Genomic DNA, 20,362 nt, shown 5'->3' with positions numbered 1-20,362 from the left:
GTCTTGAAGCTAGAAAGGCTAGCCGCATTGGTGACAACAGCCCCTATGGGAAGGACAGCAAGTAAAATCTTCGCCCATCGCTTTCCTTTCCTTATGGCGTAGAAAAAGCCCGCATTAGGCTTGAGCGGCGAAGGAGGTAACCAGTAGTAGCGCTGATAGAGACGCAAAGCAATAACGTTTCAACATAGAAAAAGCGGGAGGGGATACCAGTAAAAAAGAGGTGGTAAGTAGCCGGTTTTAGTGCGGCACCGCCAGAGCCGAGGGCTGACCTCAAACTCCGACGCGTCGCTCGGTTCTGGGGGCAGAGCTGACGCATGGCTGTCACGTCATTGCTACCCCCATGGCTAGTCGGCTACACTCAGTCGCAGGGCTTTCGAGCCTACGCGCACCAGGTAGACTCCCTGGGCCAGCCCGGGCGGCAGCCGCAGGGCTGCCGTGCCAGCCGCATCGGCCGTGGCCGCGAGGACGAGGCGACCTAGCGCGTCGTACACTTGTACTTGCGTGCCGGGCTCAACCCCGGTAAGGGTCGCCGTCGCCCGCGTGGGGTTTGGAAACAGGGCTAGGCCCGCAACCACTGGCACAGCTACGCTCCGCACGGGCGAGTAGTTCACGGTGCCATCCTGGTCCACCTGCCGCAGGCGGTAGTACACCAGAGTGGCCGCGTAACGGGCCAGGCTGCGGTCGAGCCACTGGTAGTCGTGGGTCTGGCTGCTGGTACCCTGGCCCGCCACCTAGCCTAGGGACTGAAACACAGTGCCGTTGGTGCTACTTTCCACCCCGAAGTAGGCATTGCGCAACTCCGAGGCCGTGGTCCAGAGCAGCAGCCCGTCGGGGCCCTGGCGCTCGGCCGAGAAGGCAACCAGCGTCACGGGCAGCGGGGCGCTGGTATTACTGACGGTGAGCGTGCCCAGCTGCGTAGTATTGGCTGTGAAGCTGCGAGCACTGGCGCTGGCCGCCGCACCCTGCGCCACCCAGGGGCCGCTGGCCTGGTCGGCGCGCCAGAGGTGGGCGGGGGTGGCCGGGTTAAAGCCGTTGTCATCGTCGCTTACCCAGCTCACCGTGGCCGAAGCGGGGGTGGCGGCATTCAGGGGCAGCTCGGGTGCTACCTGCCACACCCGATCGATGCTCTTGTTGGTGCTGCCCAAATTGGTGCCGTAGCTGGTGCCCGCTGCTTGCAGGCCTGCCGTGCGCGTCACCGTGACGGCCCCTAGGTTCTGGCCGTTGGGATTCAACACCAGGCCATTAGTGAAATCGACCGAGCCCGTGCTGCTATTGACGGCGGTGCGCGTCACTTGCAGGCGGCCCTGCACGTACTGGCCGGGGCCTTCGCCGACCACTCGGCCCCCGGCAGGCAGGCTCAGGGTGCGGAGCGCGCCGCCGGCCACCTGGGTGCGCAGCAGACCTTGGCTCAGCGTCAGCAACGAGCTCACGGTAAGGTCCTGGGTAAGAAGAAGTCGATTGGCACCCACCGCGCCGGTGTTGCCGACGGTGAGGGCTGCTACACTGGCCGTGCCGGGCGCAAAATTTTGGTCGGTGGCGCCGCTAAAGAGCATCGTGCCGCCCGAAACCAGCGTGCCGGTGTTGGTGAGGTCGCCAATGAGCTGCACGGTACCGGCGTTGGTGAGCGTGCCGGTGGCGTTGTTTTGCACCGCGCCGTCCACGTAGAGCGTGGCGCCGTTTTGCACTGTAAGGGTGCCACCGTCGTTGGTGAGCGTGGTTTGAGCCGCGCCAGTGAGGGCAGGTAGCAGCAGGGCCAGGGTAAAGCGAAGTTTCATCGGAAAAAGCACAAAGGGAAAGCGCACTAGAACGGCCGCCTAGTACAAAAGCAGGGTTTAACGCTGGACCTGGGCGCTGCCCGCCTCCAGGCGCCGCAGCCGGGCCTCGAAGGTTTCCAGCGTGGCGGTGGCCTGTGCTTTATCAGCGGCAGCGGCGGCTTCGGCGGCTGTTGCTTTGGCTTCGCTGGCCGCTGCGCGGGCCTTAAGGGCGTCGTTCTCGGCCTTCAACTCCTTGATGGCCTCGATGAGCACGGGAGTGAGCTGGGCGTAATTCATGGCCTTGTAGCCATCGGCGCCTGTACTCACCAGCTCGGGTAGCACCTGTTCCACCTCCTGGGCCAGCACGCCCACCTGCTCGGCCCCGGCTGTGCCGCCGCGTTGCACGCCCAGCGTGTTCCAGCGGTAGCGCACGCCGCGCAGGGACAGCACGCTGGCCAGCGCCCCGCTCAGGGGCCGGATGTCCTGCTTGAGGCGCTGGTCGGAGGTGTTCACCGTGCCCACACATTGCAGGCCGCCCTGCACGTTGAGGATGTAACTGGGCTTGGTGGCCGTGCCGCCGTACTGCAAGTTGAGGGTGCCCGCCTGGCTGATGAGGCGGGTAGAGTAGTCGAGACCGGGGTTCTCCACGAAGTCGAGGTAGGGCGAGCTGGTGCTGCCGCGCAGCTCAATGCTGGGGTTGCCGCTGGTGCCGCCGCCCAGCAGCACGCCCAGGGCCGTAGTGCTGCCGCTCTCGGGCCGGTCGATGTGCAGGCCGGCCTGGGGGTTGTTGGTACCGATGCCCACCTGGCCGTCGGCCGTGATGCGCAGGCGCTCCACGGCTCCGGAGCCGTTGGGGCTGGTTTTGAATAGTAAGAGGCCCGTATCGTCGTAGTCCTTACTTAGGGCCTGAATGCTGGCCGAAGCGTTCGGACGGTTGAAACCCACGAAGCTTAGTTCGCCCAGGTTCTGGCCGGCGGTGCTGCTCTGGCTGGTCACCTGGCTAAGGCTCAAGTCCGACACCGGGGCCGTGGTGCCCAGGCCCACCCGCCCCGTGCTCGTGAGGGCCAGGCCGCTGCTGCCCCGTTGCCCACCAGCAGGTTAGGCCCCAGGTTCAGATTCCTGGTAGCGGTGTGGTTGCCCAGGTTATCGGCCGAGCTGGGCACGGTGACGCTGCCGCCGTTGGTGAGGCTGATGGTGCTGCCGCTGATGCTGAGCTGCTGGGCATCGGTGGTGGCCGTGGTTTGCACCGAGTTGTCGGGGAAGCGGAAGCCCCCCGTGCTGCTGAACACCTGCCCGGCCACCTCTTGCAGCTGGGTGGGGCTGCTGGTGCCAATGCCCACGTTGCCGTAGCGGTACACGGCCGTGCGTTCACACTCCAGGTGCCGGGCACGTTTGTGATGTTGGCGCCATTCAGGGCCGGGGCAGCCGTGCCCACCGGGGCAATGGTGAGGCTGCCGTCGCCGCTCGGGCCGCCCGAATACGTCACGCTGCTCAGGCTGGCCGCCGCCCAGGAGCTGCCGCCCTCACCCCCGCCGATGCGGCCCGCCCCGCCGCCGTAGTAGCCCCCGCCGCCCGCGCCGCCGCCCGCATTATCGTTCGGGGCGTTACCACCCTGGCCCAGGGCGGCACCGGAGGTCTAGGTGGCCCCGCTGCCGCCACTGGTGCCACTCTCGGGCTGAAAGCCGGCCTCGCCGATGGGCTGCCCCCGGCGCCGCCGCGGGCGTTGTTGGCCTTATATGTATACGGCCCGCCCCCGCCCCCGCCGGCGGCTACCAGCACCCGCTCGGCCAGGGTGGTACCACCCACCCGCACATCGGTGGCCCCGCCGCCGCCACCGTTGAAGCTGCTGCCCTGGCCGCCCCCGTTGTAGCCCGCCCCCCCGCTGCCAGGATTAGGCCCCATACCTCCCTGCCCGCCCACGTACAAGGTTAGCGTTTCGCCAGGCGTGACGGCCAGCGTGGTGGCCACACGCCCGCCCAGGCCCCCCGGGGTGCCATCGTAGTTGGCCCCGCCCTGCGCCCCACTGGCATTGATGCCCAGGCTGTACATGCCAGCGGGCACGGTGTAGGTCTGCACCCCGCCGGTGTAGACAAACGTGGTAGCGGTGTTTTGCACGATAGGCTGCGTAGCCGAGGTAATAGCCTCGGTCCAACTCGTGCCGTTCCAGGTATTGAGGGCGTTGGTGCTGGTGTTGTAGATGGTTAGGCCGTTGGCCGGGCTAGCGATGGCATCGCGCTGCGGCTGGCTCATGCGCGGGGGCAGCAGGCCCTTGCTCGTGCTATTGAGGTCGAGTAGCGCCGAGGCGTTGGGGGCGGTGGTGCCGATGCCCCCAGTCTGAGCCTGGGCGAAACGGGGGCAGCAACCAGCAAGAGTACGGCTGCCAGCGGGGCGAGGAAGTAGCGTTGAAACATAAGTTAAAATAGCAGCAGCAGCAGAGCAGCCGGAGTGGCCCTCTCCCATGCGGCCGCACCGGAGCCGAGGGCTGACCTCAGACTTCGGCGCGGCCACCAGCGCCGGGCGCTGTTACCGAGGGGCTCGGGGGCGGGGGCAGCGGCCAACTGCTCCAACTGGCCACAATTTCCCGACCCCGTTCAGCTTTTTCCTAAAAAGGAACGTGGACAAAGTGTAGACAGATTTTGCAAGCGCTTGACTTACAGCGCCTAATTCTTGTATGGTTTCGCTGTCCAAGCCGCCCCAGCGGCTACTCCCCAGCCATTTCCGGGGCGGGGGCAGGGCGGCGGGCGGCCTCGTCAGCGGCCCCGATTTTCTTGTAGAGCCGGGTTTTGGCCCGGCGCACGCTGGCCGGGTCGATGTTGAGCAGGGCCGCAATTTCCTTGGTGGCGAGTTGAATGTGGAAGTAGCAATACAGCCGCTGCTCGTGGCTGGTCAGGGCCGGGTAGCGGGCCTGCAGCTCCTCAAAAAAACGCGGGTGCACCTGCTCGAAGTGCAGCTTGAAGCGCCCCCAGTCCTCATCGAGGTACTGGCTGGCTTGCAGCAGCGATTGCACGCCGGCTAGCTCCGGGGCCCGTCCGGACGGGCCCGGCGGGTGCAGCTCTTGCAACTGCTGCTTGAGGTCGGCTAGCAGAGCGTTTTTTTGCTGCACGTAAAGCGAGGTAGAGGCCAGTTCGCGCTGGTTGGCTTCGAGCTGCTGCTGCAAGTCGTGGTTGGTGGCTTGCTGCTGCTGGTGGTCCTTGCTCAACTGCTGGGCGTGCTCGTCGCGGGCCTGCTGCCGCCGCTGCATCTCCAGCAGCGCAGTTTGGATGTGGCTGTTCTTGAGCACGATTTCGCGGTGACGCAACTCTTTTTGCCGGATATCGAGGGCCAGGTAGTCGGCTTCCCGTTCTTTGGTGAGCAGGGTTTGCTGCAAAAGCTGAAGGCGCACGCTGATGGCGGCCGAAAAGCCTAGCGCGTAGGAAACGATGGCCAGATCGGGCAGTAGCAAATTGCCGTTGTTGTCGAAGCTGAGTACTACGTGATACAGGGCCACTAAGAGAATGAAGACCATCGGCAGCGCATTGGCCAGCAAGTAGATGCGGGCCAGTGGCAGCTGTTGCCGATAGGCCGCCACCACCGTGGCCAGCAGCAGCCCCATCACGCCTAACACCAGCAGGTTGTCGTGACGCAGGGTATAGCTTTCTAGGTAAAAGCCACTCACGTTGAGTAGCGCTGCCCCTACCGTGAGCCCGATATAGGCCCGTAGCGCGTAGCGCAGCGTCGAAGCGCGGCAGGCGCGCCGGGGTGGTGAGGTAGCTGCGGGTCATCTGCACAAAGCCCCCGAGCATGAGCACCACGCTTAGGTGCATCAGCACGTTGCTAAGGGTGTAGGCATGGCTGGTGCCAGCGGGCGGCAACAGCAGGCTAAAAATTGGGCTTGGCCACAGCACCTTAAAAAAGCCCCGGTACGCCGTAACGTACAGCATGGCCCCCACCTGCGTGCAGAGATAATACAGCGTGATGCGGTCGCGAAAGCGGAAGTAAGCTAGCAGGTTGGTAAGCAGCAGTAGCTCCAGCACGGCCAGCGACACGGCCCATGCGATGCTGCAAAAAAAATGCAGCTTCTGGGCGGCCACTGCTGTTTCCAGGCTCACCAGCAGGCGGACGGCGGACGGCAGGGGCGCCTGCTGGCCTAGGTTTACTAACACATAAAATGTGGTGGTGGCGTGTCCTGGCAACCACAGCGGCAGTAACCCCTTTAGCCGCTGGCTGTCAGTGGGTACTGCCACGCCCGCCCGCCGAGTGCGCCAGGCCCGGGCATCCTCGTCGAAGTAAATGAGCGTGTTATCGAGGTCGGGTAGTACCGTGAGCTGGGCAGCCTGGGCGTAGCGGCTCGAGTTGCGCACAGCTAACTTCAGCCAGTAGCGGCGGGCCTGTGCTGGCCGCAGCGAGTCGGCTTTTTGAAAGACCAGGGTAGTGTCGGACCTCACCTTTTTAATGAATACCCACGGTCCGGCATTGCATCCACTTGTACTATATCAATAACTGAAGTGATTTTTATAGGTGATATTGACTGCTTTCCAACGCATGAAATACTTGTTAACAAGTAGATAATAAGCAAGTAAAGTCTTAATATCACAAAGAAATGAGTGAGGTGCAAGCACACTAATGTACAGCACTTTATCTAGAAGCCACCAATCAGACCGCTACGCATGCTAGGAGCAGCTTATGGTGTCCTATCCTCGCATCCCTCTACTCTAGGAGCGGGTTACTGCTTTTCGAAGCATCTCTATCGCGCCCTGCTCTTCGGCCCAGCCCTATACACCAGCCGCAGTTGGTTCAACCACCGCGAGGGCCAAGCCGGGGGCAACCTCTTCGGAGTAAGCACTACGGCCGTCGGCGATAAGGTCATGCGCTGGCTGGCTGAGCAGTTGAGCATGGCACTCGAGCACCTGCGACTACTGCTATGGCTACTTAGTGTAGGAGCTGCCTACTGCCTATTAATTCTTAATTGGAAATAAGCCTAGGGTGCAGCCTATCTGCACATCTGGCACTACTAGCCCTGGCTGCTACCGCACACGGCTAGCCAGGGGTGGCATGCTCCCGTGGCCTATTACGGAGTCAGGCATAGGTCGGCATCGTTCTCTATACAAAAAAGCCTCGGCCAGTAAGGTCGAGGCTTTTTTTATGGCTTAATTCGCAATAATTTCGAGATAAACATAATTAACTCAGAAATAAATTAGGAAAGAGATTGCCTATGAGGTGAGGTCATATATGGCTAATTTCTCGCAATACCATCCAAATTTTAAAACTCATATTTGCATTTTTATGGGTTCTGATGGATTCGGGGGGTTCCAGTATGGCCATTGTTATTTGCTGCGCTACACTGTTTTAAATGATTGGCAGGTGGCAATTGACCGCTTAGCGCAGACTTCACTTATTGTGACCACTGAGCAGTTTAAAGAATGGTGGTCACTCGCCTCCGAAAAAGCCCCGACATAACCGGCCGGGGCTTTTTCTTTGCACCTATGACGCTTTATATGTTCCGCCTGCTATCGCCCGATGTGCAGTTGCATTTCGCTTTGGACAAAAGCACCTTCCTAGCTAACCGTTGGGAGGACGAAGGTGGAGTGAATCTATACCACCTAGCCGATGAAGGCCGCGGGTTCTTTGTTGAGGTGGGCATTGATGAACAACGGAGCTAGGCCGTAGTGCTGCGCAGCTTTCGCAGTAGCGTACCTCTGGAGGATTATGCGCAGAGGGGGGCAGCTGCCGAAAGTCTAGGGCGTGCGGCTACGCAGCAGATAAAGAGTCTCCGAATCAACATAGCTAGTCGCTGCTTTCTGTTCTTCTGACATAACCCATGCGATAGATACAGTAGACTATAGACTATAAAAATCAGGAATCAACAGCATAAAAATACAGGTCGTCCCCTAAAGCGTACCCCACAAAAATAAAAAGCCCGTTTCCAGCTTGGAAACGGGCTTTTTAGCAGAGAAGGAGGGATTCGAACCCCCGGACCTGTTACAGTCAGCGGTTTTCAAGACCGCCGCAATCGACCACTCTGCCACTTCTCTAAAAATGAAATGGTAAAACGGCAGATTATCGAAGCGTGGAAGCTACTTCGTTAATTTACTATTTCACCATTTCGTAGAGAGGGGGGGATTCGAACCCCCGATACCGTTGCCGGTATAACGGTTTTCGAAACCGTCGCATTCGACCACTCTGCCACCTCTCTAAAGGTTCCAAACGAGTGGTTTGGGCTGCAAAAGTAGGCAAGGATGCTAGTTGCTAGCTAGCATTCGCCCGTTTTTTTCTCAAAATTGTGGCTACTGTGCTCAAAATCAATCCCTCAATTTTTCTTTCTCGGGCAAGCCAAAGCGGCCCGTAGCGGCGTCCATACTCACATTCACCTCGAAGCCGATGATGAGCGTCATGCACACAAACTCTAGCCATACCATGAAGCCCACCAGTGCCCCAATGGAGCCGTAGAAGTGGTTGTAAGAGTTGAAGATGCGCACGTAGAGCGTGAACAGAAACGACACCAAAAAGATGAGCAGCGTAGCTACCATTGCCCCGACCGACACAAAGGGCCACTTGTCGTGCACCGGCGGCACGAAGTAGTAAATGACGCAAGTGGTGGTGAGAAATAGCCCGATGAGCGAGCCGTAGCGCAGCACCGCAATCATAAATTCGGTGGAGCTTTCGGGCACAATTTCGTAGAATACCAGCGCATCGATGATGAAGGTACCGAAGAAGATACCCGCAATGGCAATCACCAGCAGCAGTGCCAATACAAAAGTTAACCCGGTGGCAATGGCGCGCTTATGAAAATACCCGCGGTGCTTAAACCAGGGGTATTTCTTCTCAAACGCGTCGAGTAGCGCCATGATGCCGTTGCTGGATAGCACCAGCGCCGTACCAAAACCAAACGACAACAAGCCGCCGTGCGGAATGCGCACAATGTCCTCGATGGTGCCTGCCGTAGCCGCGTACAGCTCGTGCGGCATGATGTCGGCCAGAAACTGCAGGATATCCACGTCCAGGTTGGGCACCGGGATGTACGGGATGAGCGTGAACAGGAAAATAATGGTCGGAAATAGGGCCAGCGTCAGGTTGAAGGCCATGTAGGCGGCCCGCTTTTCCAAAGAGTCGAGGCGCAATTCGTGCAGCACGCGCTCGCCCACATCGTAGAGCGAAATCCTACCCCCCCGCAGCCGCTGGCGCTTGCCCCACGCCATGAGCGTGCGGTAGGCACGATGGCGGCGCACATCGGGCAGCACGGCGCGGCGGCGAGCAGGAGGAGCGAGCATGAATAGAAATTAAAACCTACGCAATAATAAGGGGCGCTGTACTAGGCTAGTCGAAGCAGCTCGCGGGCAGCAGCAACCCGCACTGCTTAAGGTCGCTACCCCCTGAGATGTGTTGGCCGCCCAGCCTAGCCTTAGATGGGCATGACGCTCATTTTTGATTGTTTGTTCCGCTATTTGCCAAAGGCAGCGGGGGCAGGCGCCTCACCGGGGGTAGGGCGGCCCGCGCCCAGGGGGCTGCCATCTTCTTCCACCGAGAAATACGGGGCCAGTTTTTCGCGCACGCTGGCGGGAATGGGGACGGGGCGGCCGTTGGCGGTGCTCACAAATACCATTAGCGTGTAGCCTTCGGTAAGTAGCTCGTCGGCTTCGTTGCGAATTTCGTACTCGAATTTCACCCGCGAGCCTTCGGCCAGCTCGCGCAACATCACCTTGATAGTCAGCAAGTCGTCGTAACGAGCAGGACGGCGAAAGCGCGTTTGCAGCTCGCCCACCGGCATCCCTACCCCCTGCCCTTCGAGGTCTTTGTAGCGAATGCCCAATTGCCGAAACGACTCGGTGCGGGCCACCTCAAAATACGCTGCGTAGTTACCATGATAGACGTAGCCCATTTGGTCGGTTTCGGCGTAGCGCACGCGGATTTGGATGTCGGCTTGGTACATATTTTAAATCTAAGGACGTCCTGCTTCGCAAGCTCAGCAGAACGTCCTATAGCTACTGTTTATTAGCAAATTACATAATCCCCGCCCGGCTGAGGGCGGCTTGGTAGCGGCGGGCATTCACGAGGTGTTGCTGCTCGTTGGTGGCGAAGGCGTGGTAGCCGCTAAAATCCTCCTTGGCGCAGAAATACAGGTAATCGTTCTGCTCGGGGTGCAGCACGGCGTTGATGCTGGCAATGCTGGGCAGGTCGATGGGACCGGGGGGTAGGCCGGCGTACTTATACGTATTGTAAGGCGAGTCTTTTTGCAGGTGCACATTGAGCACGCGTTTGATGCTGAAATCGCCGTTGGCGTACACCACGGTAGGGTCGGCCTGCAGCTTCATGCCGCGCTTGAGGCGATTGAGGTACACGCCCGCAATGCGGGGGCGCTCGTCAGCATGCTGCTGCTGCTCGGCCTCCACGATGCTAGCCAGGGTGCTCACCTGCACGCGGGTGAGGCCCAGCTTTTCGCGGGCGGCGTCGCGCTCGGGCGTCCAGAATTTCTCATACTCGGTTTTCATGCGCTGCATAAGGTTTTTGGCCGAAGTATTCCAGTACAGCTCGTAGGTATTGGGAATAAACATCGAGAGCACCGTAGTGGTGTCGAAGCCCAGGCTTTTAGTATAATTGGGGCTGCTGAGCAGCGAGTCAATTTGCCGGGGCTTGGCATCAATTTGCTTGCTGAGCTTGGTGGCCAACTCGCGGCGCAGGCGCACATTGGTAAAGGTGAGCTTGAGCGGCGTTTGGCGGCCCGATTTCAACAAGTTGATTACCTGACGGTTGGTCATGCCGGTTTTTAGCTCGTAGCGACCAGGCTTCACAGCGCCGGGTTTGTTGTAACCCATGAGTTTGCCCACAAAGTGCAGCGAGAGCGGGTCGATAACGACTTTTTCGCCCTCAGCCCGCACGTCTTCTACTGCTACCAGGGCCTTCTGCCAGTCGTCGCCCCGATGGATGTAGGCAAACGCGGGCTTATCACGGGTATCAATATTGGTGGTGTAAAATATCTGAAAAAAATAATACGAGAAGCACACCAAGATGAGCCCTAGCGTAATGCTCACGGCGGCAAAGCGGTTGCGGCGCTTAATAGAATCAGCTTTGTATTCGAGGGCAGACTTTTTGGCAGGGGTAGGCATGGGGTGGCTGGGCTAGAAACTGCTCAAAATTAACCCTCATTGGCGAGTGCGCCCGCCCTACCCCCCTGCCGGCGGCAAACATCTGGCGGCACTTTTGCTTGTAGCTGCTTACCGCGGCTGCCCGCGGCGCCTCAAAACCGCGCTGGGTAGTACCTTGCCCGCCGTATTGGGCCGCGCCTGGCGGCCCGGGCTTGCTATTCGTTTCCTTCTTTTTTCCGTCTTTTTGTTCCATGGCTGCTACCCTGCTCCGCATCCACCCCGATAATCCGCCCCAAAATCGTATTCTTCAAGTAGTTGAGGTACTGCGCAAAGGTGGGCTTATTATTTACCCCACCGATACGGTTTATGGGATTGGCTGCGATATCAACAATGCGAAAGCTGTTGAGAAGCTTTGTCGAATCAAAGGTTTGAAACCCGAAAAAGCTAATCTGAGCTTTATTTGCCACGACTTATCGCACATCTCCGACTATGCGCACGGCATCACCACGCCCGTATTTAAGGTGATTAAGCGTGCCCTACCCGGCCCCTTTACCTTCATCTTCGAGGCTAGCCCCAACGCCCCGCGCTACGGCGGCGTGAAGCGCAGTACGGTGGGCATCCGGGTGCCTGATAATCAGATAGTGCGCCAGATTGTGAAGGAATTTGGCACGCCCATCGTGAGCACATCGGTGCGCGAGAGCGAAGAAACGCTTGAAGAGTACGTAACCGACCCCGACCTGATTTTTGAGAAATACCGTTCGCTCGTCGACCTCGTTATCGACGGTGGTTTCGGCGGCAACGAGCCGAGCACCATCATCGACTGCACCAACGACGATTTTGAGTTGGTGCGCCAAGGTCTCGGCGACATCGAGCAGTTTTTGTAGCAGTTATTATACTGTGAGAACGTCCTGCGTAACGCAGGGAAGCATTTCTGCTGCGTCTTTGGAGTTAGTAATCCACTGGCGAGGTAGAAATACTTCCCTGCGTTCCGCAGGACGTTCTTGTTCTAATTACGCTTGTGCTTCCAGCGGCGGTGCGTCCAGAGGTATTGCTCGGGCGTAGCCCGAATGTCGGCCTCTAACTGCCGGATAAATGCCTCCGTGATGGGGTAGCGCTCGGCTTCGGTAGTGCCGGGGGGGGTAGCCAGTTGGCCGTCAGGCAGCCGGGTAAAGGTGATTTCGTAGTAGCCGCGCCGCACCCGCCGAATGCCCACGTAGAGCACCGCGCAGCCAAACTGCGGCGCCAGCCGGTCGGCGCTGGTATAGAAGCCGGCGTCTTGGTGTAAAAAGTCAGTCCAGTACGGGCGGTCCTCGGGGCCGGCGGCCTGGTCGGTGAGCAGGCTAAGCGTACGGCCCTCGCCCTTGTGCTTTAATAAGTAGCGCAACGTACTGAGCATGGGTACAGCCTCGGCCCCCAAGCGAGTGCGCAGCCGGCGCATAAAATGCTCGAAGAACTTGTTGTTGAGCGGCTTATACACGCCCGCTGCCCTGCCCGGAAACTCCAGCGCTGCGCCCGACAGTATCCACTCCCAGTTGCCGCGGTGCGAACCCAGCGAAAGCACTTGCCGGTTTTCGGCGAAGGGCTGCGTCATTAATTCGGGATTCACGAAGCGCACGCGGCGCTGCAACTCGGCGGGTGAGATAGCGGCCAGTCGCAAAATTTCGACAATGACTTGCGCAAAATGCCGGTAAAACTGCCGACCAATGGCGTGAATTTCAGCTTCGCTTTTTTCCGGAAATGACTGACGCAAGTTTTCGAGCACCACCTGCCAGCGGTAGCGCACTACGTAGGCTAGTAGGCCATAAATGCCCTCCGCCACCACGTAGAGCACCGCCAGCGGCAGGTGCGCCAGCCCCAGCAGCAGCCACTGCAACGGGAAGAAGTACCAGGCAAAGGGCCGGGCGGCGGGCGCCCTCATCGAGGTACGGCTGCGCCAGCGGGCGCGTAGTCGGTGAGGCTGCGCTCGCCGGTTTGGCTTTGGGTGGCTACCACTTTTTTGGTAGCGGCATCGCGTGCTTCCACCGTGAGCGTGAACGGCCCGGCCGGCAACGGCCCTAGTGGCAACTGACCTACCACGGGGGTAGGACGGCCTTCTTGCGGCGTAATGGGCGCCGCATCGGCATCGGCGGCGCTGCCATCGGCGGCAGCTAGGTGGTAATGCAGGCGCACCGGCCGGCCGGCGGGTAGTTGATTGAGCTCCGTGTAGAAAAATACGTTGTCGGCCCCGCGGCCGTAAAAGCCAGCCGGTGAGCGCGTGAGCAAGTAGCCGCCGCGGTTGAATACGCCTTCGCCGGTGGTCTTGACGGCCGGCTTAGCCAAAAACACCAAGTCGCTGAATGCTGCGCCTTTAGGCGCAGCCACTACCAGCGGCTGCTCCACAGTAGTTTCGCCGTTGGCACTACGGTATTGGTCGCGGATGCGGCCGCGCAGCGTATAGGTACCATCGGGCAGGTTCACGCGCTTGAGAAAGCTGAGCGGATTTTTGATGCTGATAGTAGTGTCGCTGAGCACCGGTGGCTTGAGCGTCACGGTTTCTTGCCAAGCGGCGGTACCGTCGGCCTTCAGAATGGATAAATCGACCACGGCCGACGACTGAAACGACTTCGGCGCCCGCTGCCGGTAGGTAAGTGGCTGGGTAGGCACCGTCACGGATATTTCGACCTCACCGCCCTTCTGCACCTGGTCGAGGTTGCGGAAGCTGGCTACGCGCAGCAGCAGTTGGGGCGGGCCAGCCGCGGCGGGGGTAGCACTGGCCAGCGCCAGGGAGAAAAGCAAAAAACGCATGAGGCAAAAATAAGCGGTACGTCGGGGCCAGGGCCAATCCCGTGCCAGCGCTACTGGTCGGGTGGGTGGCACTCCGTGGCTACCGTTTTACCTTGCGGCCATGTCCGTTGTCTTATCCGAGTTGCACTACCTGCCGTCCATTCCTTTTTTTCAGCAATTATTAACCGCCGATGGGCTGCTGCTTGATGCCCACGAGCACTACCACAAGCAAACCTACCGCAACCGGGCGCTGGTGCTCACGGCGCAAGGCTTGCAGCCACTCACGGTGCCTGTGCTAGACGGAGCCCGCGCCGAAAAAGTCCAAACTAGTGCCATTGAAATTGACTACCGCCAAAACTGGCGGCACCGCCATTTTCGCACTCTGCAAACCGCCTACGGAGCCTCGCCCTACTTTGGCTACTACGCCGATTACTTGCAAGATATTTACGCCCAAAAACCGGCACGGCTCTGGGAATTGAATCTGGCCTTTTTGCAGTTATTATTGCGCTGCCTGCGCTGGCCCCTACCCCTCGATTTTACTACTAGCTACCTTGCCCCCGCCGAGGTAGCTACCCGGCCCACGCTGCACGACCGACGCGACTTCCTGACACCCAAAAACGTCTCCCCTACCCCCTTACCTGACAGTACGTCGCAACGACCGTACCCGCAAGTGTTTGGCCTTGCATTTGTACCGGGTCTTAGCGTGCTGGATTTGCTGTTTATGCAAGGGCCCGCCGCCGGGCAGTTTTTGTAAGTACTGCGCAGGTTAGCGAGTTAGGTTGGCTTTAAAAAAACTTCTACTGTATTTGCCAACTTAATCACCTATTTGCCATTAACCTAAGTATCTTATAGAACCTTCGTCTGCAGGAGCTTGTTTTTCTTCTATCCACCACTCCACTACGTATCCGCGTAACGCAACTATTCGTTCCTATCCTAGTAGAACCAATATCTGCGCTTTATTTTTATCTTGCTTGCATGGAAGCTAAATTTTCAAACCGCGTCAAGGAGGTTATTTCCTTGAGCCGGGAGGAGGCCATCCGGCTCGGCCACGACTATATCGGTACCGAGCACCTGCTGCTGGGCATGATTCGCGAAGGCGAAGGCACTGCGCTGGGCCTGCTTAAAAAGCTGGGGGTAGCTACCGAGGAGCTAAAGTTTGCCCTCGAGCAAGCTACCCGCAACACGGCCTCGACCCAGGGCACCAGCATCACCGGCTCGATTCCGCTGACTAAGCAGACCGAGAAGGTGCTAAAAATTACGTACCTCGAAGCCAAGATTTTCAAATCGGAAATCATTGGCACTGAGCACTTGCTCCTCTCGATTTTGCGCGATGAGGACAATATTTCTTCTCAAATCCTTTCCAAGTTCAACGTGAATTACGAAACCGTGCGCGACTCGCTCGACTACCACGGCGCGGCTCCCAACACGACTGGCCCCAAAGCCGGTCCGGAGGCTGACGACGATGATGACCGCCTCTTTGGCCAGGGCCAAGGCGGCCCCGGCCGCGGGCAGGGCGCTGGCAATGCTGGCACCGCCAAGAAGGCTGGGGAAAAATCGCGCACTCCGGTGCTCGATAACTTTGGCCGCGACTTAACGAAGCTGGCCGAAGAGGATAAGCTTGACCCCATCGTGGGCCGCGAAAAAGAGATTGAGCGCGTGGCCCAGGTACTGAGCCGCCGCAAGAAGAATAACCCTATTTTGATTGGTGAGCCGGGCGTTGGTAAAACGGCTATCGCTGAGGGCCTGGCCCTGCGCATCATTCAGAAGAAAGTAAGCCGCGTACTGTTCAACAAGCGCGTAGTAACCCTGGACTTGGCGTCGCTAGTAGCTGGTACAAAATACCGTGGCCAGTTTGAGGAGCGTATGAAGGCCGTGATGAACGAGCTGGAAAAGTCGCCCGATGTGATTCTGTTCATCGACGAGTTGCACACGATTGTGGGCGCTGGTGGGGCTTCGGGCTCGCTAGATGCTAGCAACATGTTCAAACCCGCCTTGGCTCGCGGCGAAATTCAATGCATCGGCGCTACCACGCTGGATGAGTATCGCCAATATATCGAAAAAGATGGTGCTTTGGCCCGTCGTTTCCAAATGGTGATGGTGGACCCCACTACCCCCGAGGAAACCATCGAGATTCTGCACAACATCAAGGACAAGTATCAGGACCACCACCACGTGGTGTACACCGATAAGGCCATTGAGCAGTGCGTGAAGCTGAGCGACCGCTACATGAGCGACCGCTTCCTGCCAGACAAAGCCATCGACATCCTCGACGAAGCTGGTGCCCGCGTGCACATCAACAACATCGTGGTGCCGGAGGATATTCTCAAGCTCGAAGAGCAGATTGAGAATATCAAAACCGAGAAAAACCGCGTGGTAAAATCGCAGAAGTACGAGGAAGCTGCTAAGCTCCGCGATACGGAAAAGAAACTTCTGGAGCAACTCGACTCGGCTAAGAAAAGCTGGGAAGACGAGACTAAGAAGAAGCGCTACACGGTGAAAGAGGAAAACGTGGCTGAGGTAATCGCCATGATGACTGGTATCCCGGTGAACCGCGTGGCCCAGAACGAAAGCCAGAAGCTGCTCAACATGGGCGACGAGCTGAAAGGCAAAGTAATTGGCCAGGACAAAGCGATTGCGCAGTTGGTGAAAGCCATTCAGCGTACCCGCGTGGGCTTGAAAGACCCCAAAAAGCCGATTGGTTCGTTCGTATTCCTCGGCCCAACGGGCGTGGGTAAGACGGAGCTAGCTAAGGTGCTCGCTACTTACCTCTTCGATAAGGAAGACTCGCTGGTGCGCGTTGATATGTCGGAGTACATGGAGAAATTCAGCGTATCGCGCCTGGTCGGCGCGCCTCCCGGCTACGTAGGCTATGAAGAGGGCGGCCAGCTGACGGAAAAAATCCGCCGCAAGCCGTACTCGGTTATCCTGCTCGACGAGATTGAGAAGGCTCACCCCGACGTGTACAACTTGCTGCTGCAAGTGCTCGACGACGGTATCCTGACCGACGGCCTCGGCCGCAAGGTGGACTTCCGCAACACCATCATCATCATGACCTCGAACATCGGGGCGCGTGACTTGCAGGACTTCGGTGCTGGCATCGGCTTCGGCACGAAGGCTCGCAACGAGAACATGGACGAGCTAACGAAGGGCACAATTACCAATGCCCTGAAGAAGACCTTCTCGCCCGAGTTCCTCAACCGCTTGGATGATGTAATTGTCTTCAACTCGCTGGAGAAGAAAGATATCCACAAGATTATCGATATCAGCCTCAGTAAATTGCTCAGCCGCATCCTGACCCTCGGCTACCGCGTCGAGTTGACAGAGAAAGCGAAGGATTTTGTGGCTGATAAAGGCTACGACCCTAAGTTTGGCGCACGTCCGCTGAACCGGGCCATCCAGAAGTACATCGAAGACCCGATTGCCGAGGAAATCCTGAAAGCCCAGCTATTGCACGGTGATATTATCACCGCCGACTATGAGGATGGCAAGGAAGAGCTCAGCTTCAGCATCGCCAAGAGCGATGAGGCGCCTAACCTGGCCAGCGATGAGCGGCCAGCCGAGGCTCCTACCGAGCCCGAAAACGGCGAGACGAAATAAGTAAAGCAGTAAGTTAAAAAAGGCCGGTTCCGCAGTGCGGAACCGGCCTTTTTTGTGGGTAGCAGTTCAGTAAATGCTCATTAATCGACAAGCAATTTGGCAGCTTGATTTACTTTACTTCCGCTGGGGCAAATATTTATGAACCGTCGGGTATTTCTGGCAGCGCTGCTGGCGGCCGTAGTGGCGCTTTTACCAGTGTGGTACCTGCACCTCATTTGGCACCGGGTGCTGGCTTTTGTGCCCATCCATTACAACGCGGGCGGAGTGCCCAACCACTTCGTGGGTAAGGAATGGCTCTGGAACATCGCGTGGTTTCCGAGTATTGCGTTTGCGGTACTAACATTTTTTCCCCAAGTTCAAGTGGGGCAAAGTATTTTTTGGAGCAGCTCTCGGCAGCGGTGGACCCGGCTGGTAGTAGTGGCCGCGCTGGCGCTAGCTATAGCTGCGCTTATTCGCAGCAGCGCCAATGCCAGCCAGGACCACCAGTTCCTACCCCATCGCTTACGGGCACCCACGCAGGCGACCGGGCGCTAGCCGCCCTGCTTGCCACCCCCACTCTTGGTGTCGTCGTTGTTGATGCTTTTGCGCTGCTTAGGCTGGCCGGCCGCCTGGCCGAAACGGTAGCTAAAATTCAGGCGAAACGAGCGCTGGTAGGCGCGGTATTCGCTGCGCTCATCGAACAGAGCAGTGGTGGTAGTATTACGGTAGGGCCAATAGCTGTTGAAAGGGCTGCCGAAGTTGAGCGTCAGGTCGGCTTTGTCCTTAAGCAGCGTTTTCTTCACGCCCATTTGGTAGTATAAGTTGGCGGGGCCAGTGCCCTGAATTTCGGGCATTGGCGTGGAAGCAAACACGAAGCCTTGCACCGTGAAGCCTTTGTTCAGCTTGTACGACGTGTTCACGTTGACGCCGCTCGCAAAGCCTTGGCGCCGTGTGTTGAGAGCCGGGCTGCGGCGCACCACGTACTGCACATCGGGGCTAATACTGAGGTCCCATTTGGGCGTGGGCTTCGCGGAGAAATTTACGTTAAACTGATAAAATGTATTGGCCGCCACATTGGCGAAGGTTTGCACCGTCACGCTAGGGTCGGGCACTACGCCGGGGGGTAGGGGCGCATCGGGGTTAGTAGTGGAGTAGCGCACTTGCTCGATGGCATTACCGGTGTGGCGCACCGAGAGCGCCGCATTGAGCGTCGTCGTTTTGATGGCCGTGCTATAGCCTAGCTCGTACGAGTCAGTGAGTTCGGGGCTCAGCTCAGGGTTGCCAAAAGAAATGTTTTTGGGGTCGGAGCGGTCCACAAATGGGTTGAGAAAGTCGATAAACGGCCGCGTGATGCGGCGGCTATAAGCAAAGCGCAAACTAGTAGCGTCGCTGAAAGCATAGCGCGCATTGCCATTGGGCAGTGGCGTGATGTAGTGCTGGCTGAAGGGCGGCGAATTGGTAGCCCGAAATTCGGCCGAAAGTGCTGTGCGCTCGACCCTACCCCCCAAGCTGGCGGTCAGCTTCTTCCCTACCCCAAAGCCGTAGGTAGCGTAGGCCGCCTGCACATCCTGGGCATAGCTAAAGTCGGTGGCCCGGCCCGCCAGCGGCACAAAGTCCGAGGTTTGGCCGGGCGTTAGGCCATCGACGGTAGCCACCGAGCCGGTGCGGCGGAAAATGGCTTTCAGGCCCATTTCCAGGGTTTTCTTATCACCGAAAGGCTGCGTAAAATCGCTCTGAAACGTAAATTCGTGGCCTGGCGTGCGGCCCCGGCTGCGCTCGCGGTAGTTGGCGGCGCCGGGTTCGAGCGGGAAAGTGGAGTTGTTGTACTGGTCAAAATCATAGCCGAAGGTGCCAGTGTTGAGCGCATACTGGCCCAGCACGCTCCACTCCTTGCGGGCCTGGGCAAAAGTGCGGGTATAGGTGCCAGTGCCCTCCACGTTAAGGCCGGTAAAAATATTCTTAGTATCGCGACTAAATAACTGATTATTAGCCGAAATCGGCGATGTGTAGCGGTTAAGCAAATCCTGGGTAGTATTGCCGCCGTAGCCATTTACCGAGCCGGCCAACGAGATGCTGTGGTGCTCGGCGGGGTCGTAGTCGAGGCCCACGGTGCCGTAGTACCAACCACCTTTGTTGTAAACGCTGCCGTTTTGGCGCAGCGTGTCGGTGCCGGGCGTCGAGTAGCCCAGGCGCTCGCGCGAGAACTGGCCGGGGTTGTACCAGGCGCCCGCACTGGCCGAAGACGTGAAGCCGATTTTGCCTTTTTTGAAGTTCAGGGCCGAGTTAAAATTGCTGTTGCGGTTGCCACTGCTAGCCCCCACGCGGCCATTCACGCCCTGGTTCACGCCCTTTTTGAGCACAATGTTGATGATGCCAGCCGTGCCCTCGCCGTCGTATTTAGCCGAGGGGGTAGTGATGACCTCTACACTCTGGATTTGCTCGGCCGGAATGCTTTTGAGAGCTTCGGCCAGGTTGCGGGCCAGCGTAGGTGAGGGCTTGTTGTTGACCAATACTTTAAAGTTGGCCGAGCCACGCATTTTCACATTGCCGTCGCCATCCACGGCCAGCAGTGGCGCCTTGCGCAGCACATCTTGGGCGGTGCCACCGGCATTGCTTACGTCCTGGTCGGCGTTGTAGATGAGGCGGTCGGGGCGCACTTCCACCACCGGCTTGGTGCCCACTACCACGGCCTCACCCAGCGCCTGAGCAGCGGTGGGCAGCAGCACATTGCCCACTGCCGTGGCCCCTACCCCCACCACCACGGTGCGCGTGCGCGTGCCGTAGCCTACGTAGCTAGCCCGCAGCCGAAAGGTGCCGGCCCCCAGCTTGGTGAGGGCAAAATGCCCCTGGTCGTCGGCGGCCACACCGGTAATAGGCTTGTCGCCCGGTGCGGGGGGTAGCAGCACCACCGTGGCGTAGGCCACCGGCTGGCGGCTGAGCGAGTCGAGCACCGTGCCGGTGAGCGAGCCCGTGGCAGCTGGGGCAGCCGGAGTCTGAGCAGCTGCCAGTTGCGCGCTCCATACCAGCAGCGCTATTCCTAATAACCGACGAGTAAGCGTACGCATGAAGGGCGTGTGAAAGGTGAGCAAGTTGAGGCATAGATGCCGGCCGGCAGCTTGGGGTTGCCTACCGGGGGCCGGGCTATTTGAGGAGGGTAGGGCGGCTACCAGCCCCGCGGCCCAAACGTTACAACCAGTGCCCAAAACGGGC

The 20,362-nt window shown here is 59.0% G+C and carries 17 protein-coding genes and 2 tRNA genes; 5 read left to right on the top strand and 14 right to left on the bottom strand.

The window, feature by feature from the left end; translation table 11 throughout:
* Positions 1 to 344: 344 nt before the first annotated feature.
* The 6 genes from GO988_RS24520 to GO988_RS23990 form a co-directional block, all read right to left on the bottom strand.
* Entirely contained in the window at positions 345 to 731 is a 387-nt protein-coding gene (locus GO988_RS24520) for a T9SS type A sorting domain-containing protein (RefSeq protein ID WP_157561548.1), read from the bottom strand.
* Positions 732 to 1,775 (bottom strand): hypothetical protein, encoded by a 1,044-nt coding sequence (locus GO988_RS00310; RefSeq protein ID WP_157561547.1) that lies wholly within the window; start codon positions 1,773 to 1,775, stop codon positions 732 to 734.
* A gap of 57 nt (positions 1,776 to 1,832) precedes the next feature.
* Positions 1,833 to 2,774, bottom strand: a complete 942-nt coding sequence (locus tag GO988_RS00305) for a tail fiber domain-containing protein (protein ID WP_198172442.1) — start codon at positions 2,772 to 2,774, stop codon at positions 1,833 to 1,835.
* Positions 2,762 to 3,112 carry a hypothetical protein gene (locus GO988_RS00300; protein WP_157561545.1) on the bottom strand — a complete coding sequence of 117 codons (351 nt, stop codon included), beginning with the start codon at positions 3,110 to 3,112 and terminating at the stop codon, positions 2,762 to 2,764. The genes GO988_RS00305 and GO988_RS00300 overlap by 13 nt, the downstream gene beginning before the upstream one ends.
* A gap of 133 nt (positions 3,113 to 3,245) precedes the next feature.
* On the bottom strand, positions 3,246 to 4,004 hold the full coding sequence (locus GO988_RS00295) for a glycine rich domain-containing protein (protein WP_198172441.1): 759 nt from the start codon (positions 4,002 to 4,004) through the stop codon (positions 3,246 to 3,248).
* Positions 4,005 to 4,455: 451 nt separating this feature from the next.
* Entirely contained in the window at positions 4,456 to 5,409 is a 954-nt protein-coding gene (locus tag GO988_RS23990; protein WP_232341323.1) for a helix-turn-helix transcriptional regulator, read from the bottom strand.
* Positions 5,410 to 7,216: 1,807 nt separating this feature from the next.
* Between GO988_RS23990 and GO988_RS00285 the strand changes: the two genes are divergently transcribed.
* Complete coding sequence (locus GO988_RS00285; RefSeq protein WP_157561543.1) at positions 7,217 to 7,393, top strand: hypothetical protein; 177 nt, start codon at positions 7,217 to 7,219, stop codon at positions 7,391 to 7,393.
* A 287-nt stretch (positions 7,394 to 7,680) separates the two neighbouring features.
* On the opposite strand, the gene GO988_RS00280 is transcribed toward GO988_RS00285, so the two are convergent.
* The 5 genes from GO988_RS00280 to mltG all read right to left on the bottom strand — a co-directional run bounded on the left by GO988_RS00280 (position 7,681) and on the right by mltG (position 10,834).
* Positions 7,681 to 7,765, bottom strand: a tRNA-Ser gene (locus GO988_RS00280).
* A 74-nt stretch (positions 7,766 to 7,839) separates the two neighbouring features.
* Positions 7,840 to 7,926, bottom strand: a tRNA-Ser gene (locus GO988_RS00275).
* Positions 7,927 to 8,032: 106 nt separating this feature from the next.
* Positions 8,033 to 9,001 carry a YihY/virulence factor BrkB family protein gene (locus tag GO988_RS00270; protein ID WP_157561542.1) on the bottom strand — a complete coding sequence of 323 codons (969 nt, stop codon included), beginning with the start codon at positions 8,999 to 9,001 and terminating at the stop codon, positions 8,033 to 8,035.
* 170 nt (positions 9,002 to 9,171) lie between these two features.
* On the bottom strand, positions 9,172 to 9,660 hold the full coding sequence (locus tag GO988_RS00265; RefSeq protein WP_157561541.1) for an acyl-CoA thioesterase: 489 nt from the start codon (positions 9,658 to 9,660) through the stop codon (positions 9,172 to 9,174).
* Between the two features lie 70 nt (positions 9,661 to 9,730).
* A complete protein-coding gene (gene mltG / locus GO988_RS00260) occupies positions 9,731 to 10,834 on the bottom strand; it encodes an endolytic transglycosylase MltG (RefSeq protein ID WP_157561540.1) in 1,104 nt (367 codons plus the stop codon).
* Between the two features lie 230 nt (positions 10,835 to 11,064).
* Between mltG and GO988_RS00255 the strand changes: the two genes are divergently transcribed.
* Positions 11,065 to 11,697: an L-threonylcarbamoyladenylate synthase gene (locus GO988_RS00255; RefSeq protein WP_157561539.1), complete on the top strand. Its 633-nt coding sequence runs from the start codon at positions 11,065 to 11,067 to the stop codon at positions 11,695 to 11,697.
* A 122-nt stretch (positions 11,698 to 11,819) separates the two neighbouring features.
* Here the strand turns inward: GO988_RS00255 and GO988_RS00250 are convergent, their stop codons facing one another.
* Together GO988_RS00250 and GO988_RS00245 are read right to left on the bottom strand one after the other, a co-directional pair.
* The gene (locus tag GO988_RS00250; RefSeq protein ID WP_157561538.1) at positions 11,820 to 12,731 is read right to left on the bottom strand and encodes a lysophospholipid acyltransferase family protein; all 912 of its coding nucleotides are present in this window, start codon (positions 12,729 to 12,731) and stop codon (positions 11,820 to 11,822) included.
* The gene (locus GO988_RS00245) at positions 12,728 to 13,597 is read right to left on the bottom strand and encodes a hypothetical protein (protein ID WP_157561537.1); all 870 of its coding nucleotides are present in this window, start codon (positions 13,595 to 13,597) and stop codon (positions 12,728 to 12,730) included. The genes GO988_RS00250 and GO988_RS00245 overlap by 4 nt, the downstream gene beginning before the upstream one ends.
* Before the next feature lie 100 nt (positions 13,598 to 13,697).
* Here GO988_RS00245 and GO988_RS00240 point away from each other — a divergent pair, with 100 nt between their 5' ends.
* The 3 genes from GO988_RS00240 to GO988_RS00230 all read left to right on the top strand — a co-directional run bounded on the left by GO988_RS00240 (position 13,698) and on the right by GO988_RS00230 (position 17,707).
* Positions 13,698 to 14,330, top strand: a complete 633-nt coding sequence (locus GO988_RS00240; RefSeq protein WP_157561536.1) for a WbqC family protein — start codon at positions 13,698 to 13,700, stop codon at positions 14,328 to 14,330.
* 221 nt (positions 14,331 to 14,551) lie between these two features.
* Positions 14,552 to 17,173 carry an ATP-dependent Clp protease ATP-binding subunit gene (locus GO988_RS00235; RefSeq protein WP_157561535.1) on the top strand — a complete coding sequence of 874 codons (2,622 nt, stop codon included), beginning with the start codon at positions 14,552 to 14,554 and terminating at the stop codon, positions 17,171 to 17,173.
* A gap of 138 nt (positions 17,174 to 17,311) precedes the next feature.
* On the top strand, positions 17,312 to 17,707 hold the full coding sequence (locus GO988_RS00230; protein ID WP_157561534.1) for a hypothetical protein: 396 nt from the start codon (positions 17,312 to 17,314) through the stop codon (positions 17,705 to 17,707).
* On the opposite strand, the gene GO988_RS00225 is transcribed toward GO988_RS00230, so the two are convergent.
* The gene (locus GO988_RS00225) at positions 17,704 to 20,217 is read right to left on the bottom strand and encodes a TonB-dependent receptor domain-containing protein (RefSeq protein ID WP_198172440.1); all 2,514 of its coding nucleotides are present in this window, start codon (positions 20,215 to 20,217) and stop codon (positions 17,704 to 17,706) included. The two genes, GO988_RS00230 and GO988_RS00225, sit on opposite strands and share 4 nt — an antisense overlap.
* Positions 20,218 to 20,362 lie beyond the last annotated feature (145 nt).

Source organism: Hymenobacter ginkgonis, assembly GCF_009755225.1.
Lineage (GTDB): Bacteria > Bacteroidota > Bacteroidia > Cytophagales > Hymenobacteraceae > Hymenobacter > Hymenobacter ginkgonis.
This window is presented reverse-complemented; position numbering and strand designations above follow the sequence as displayed.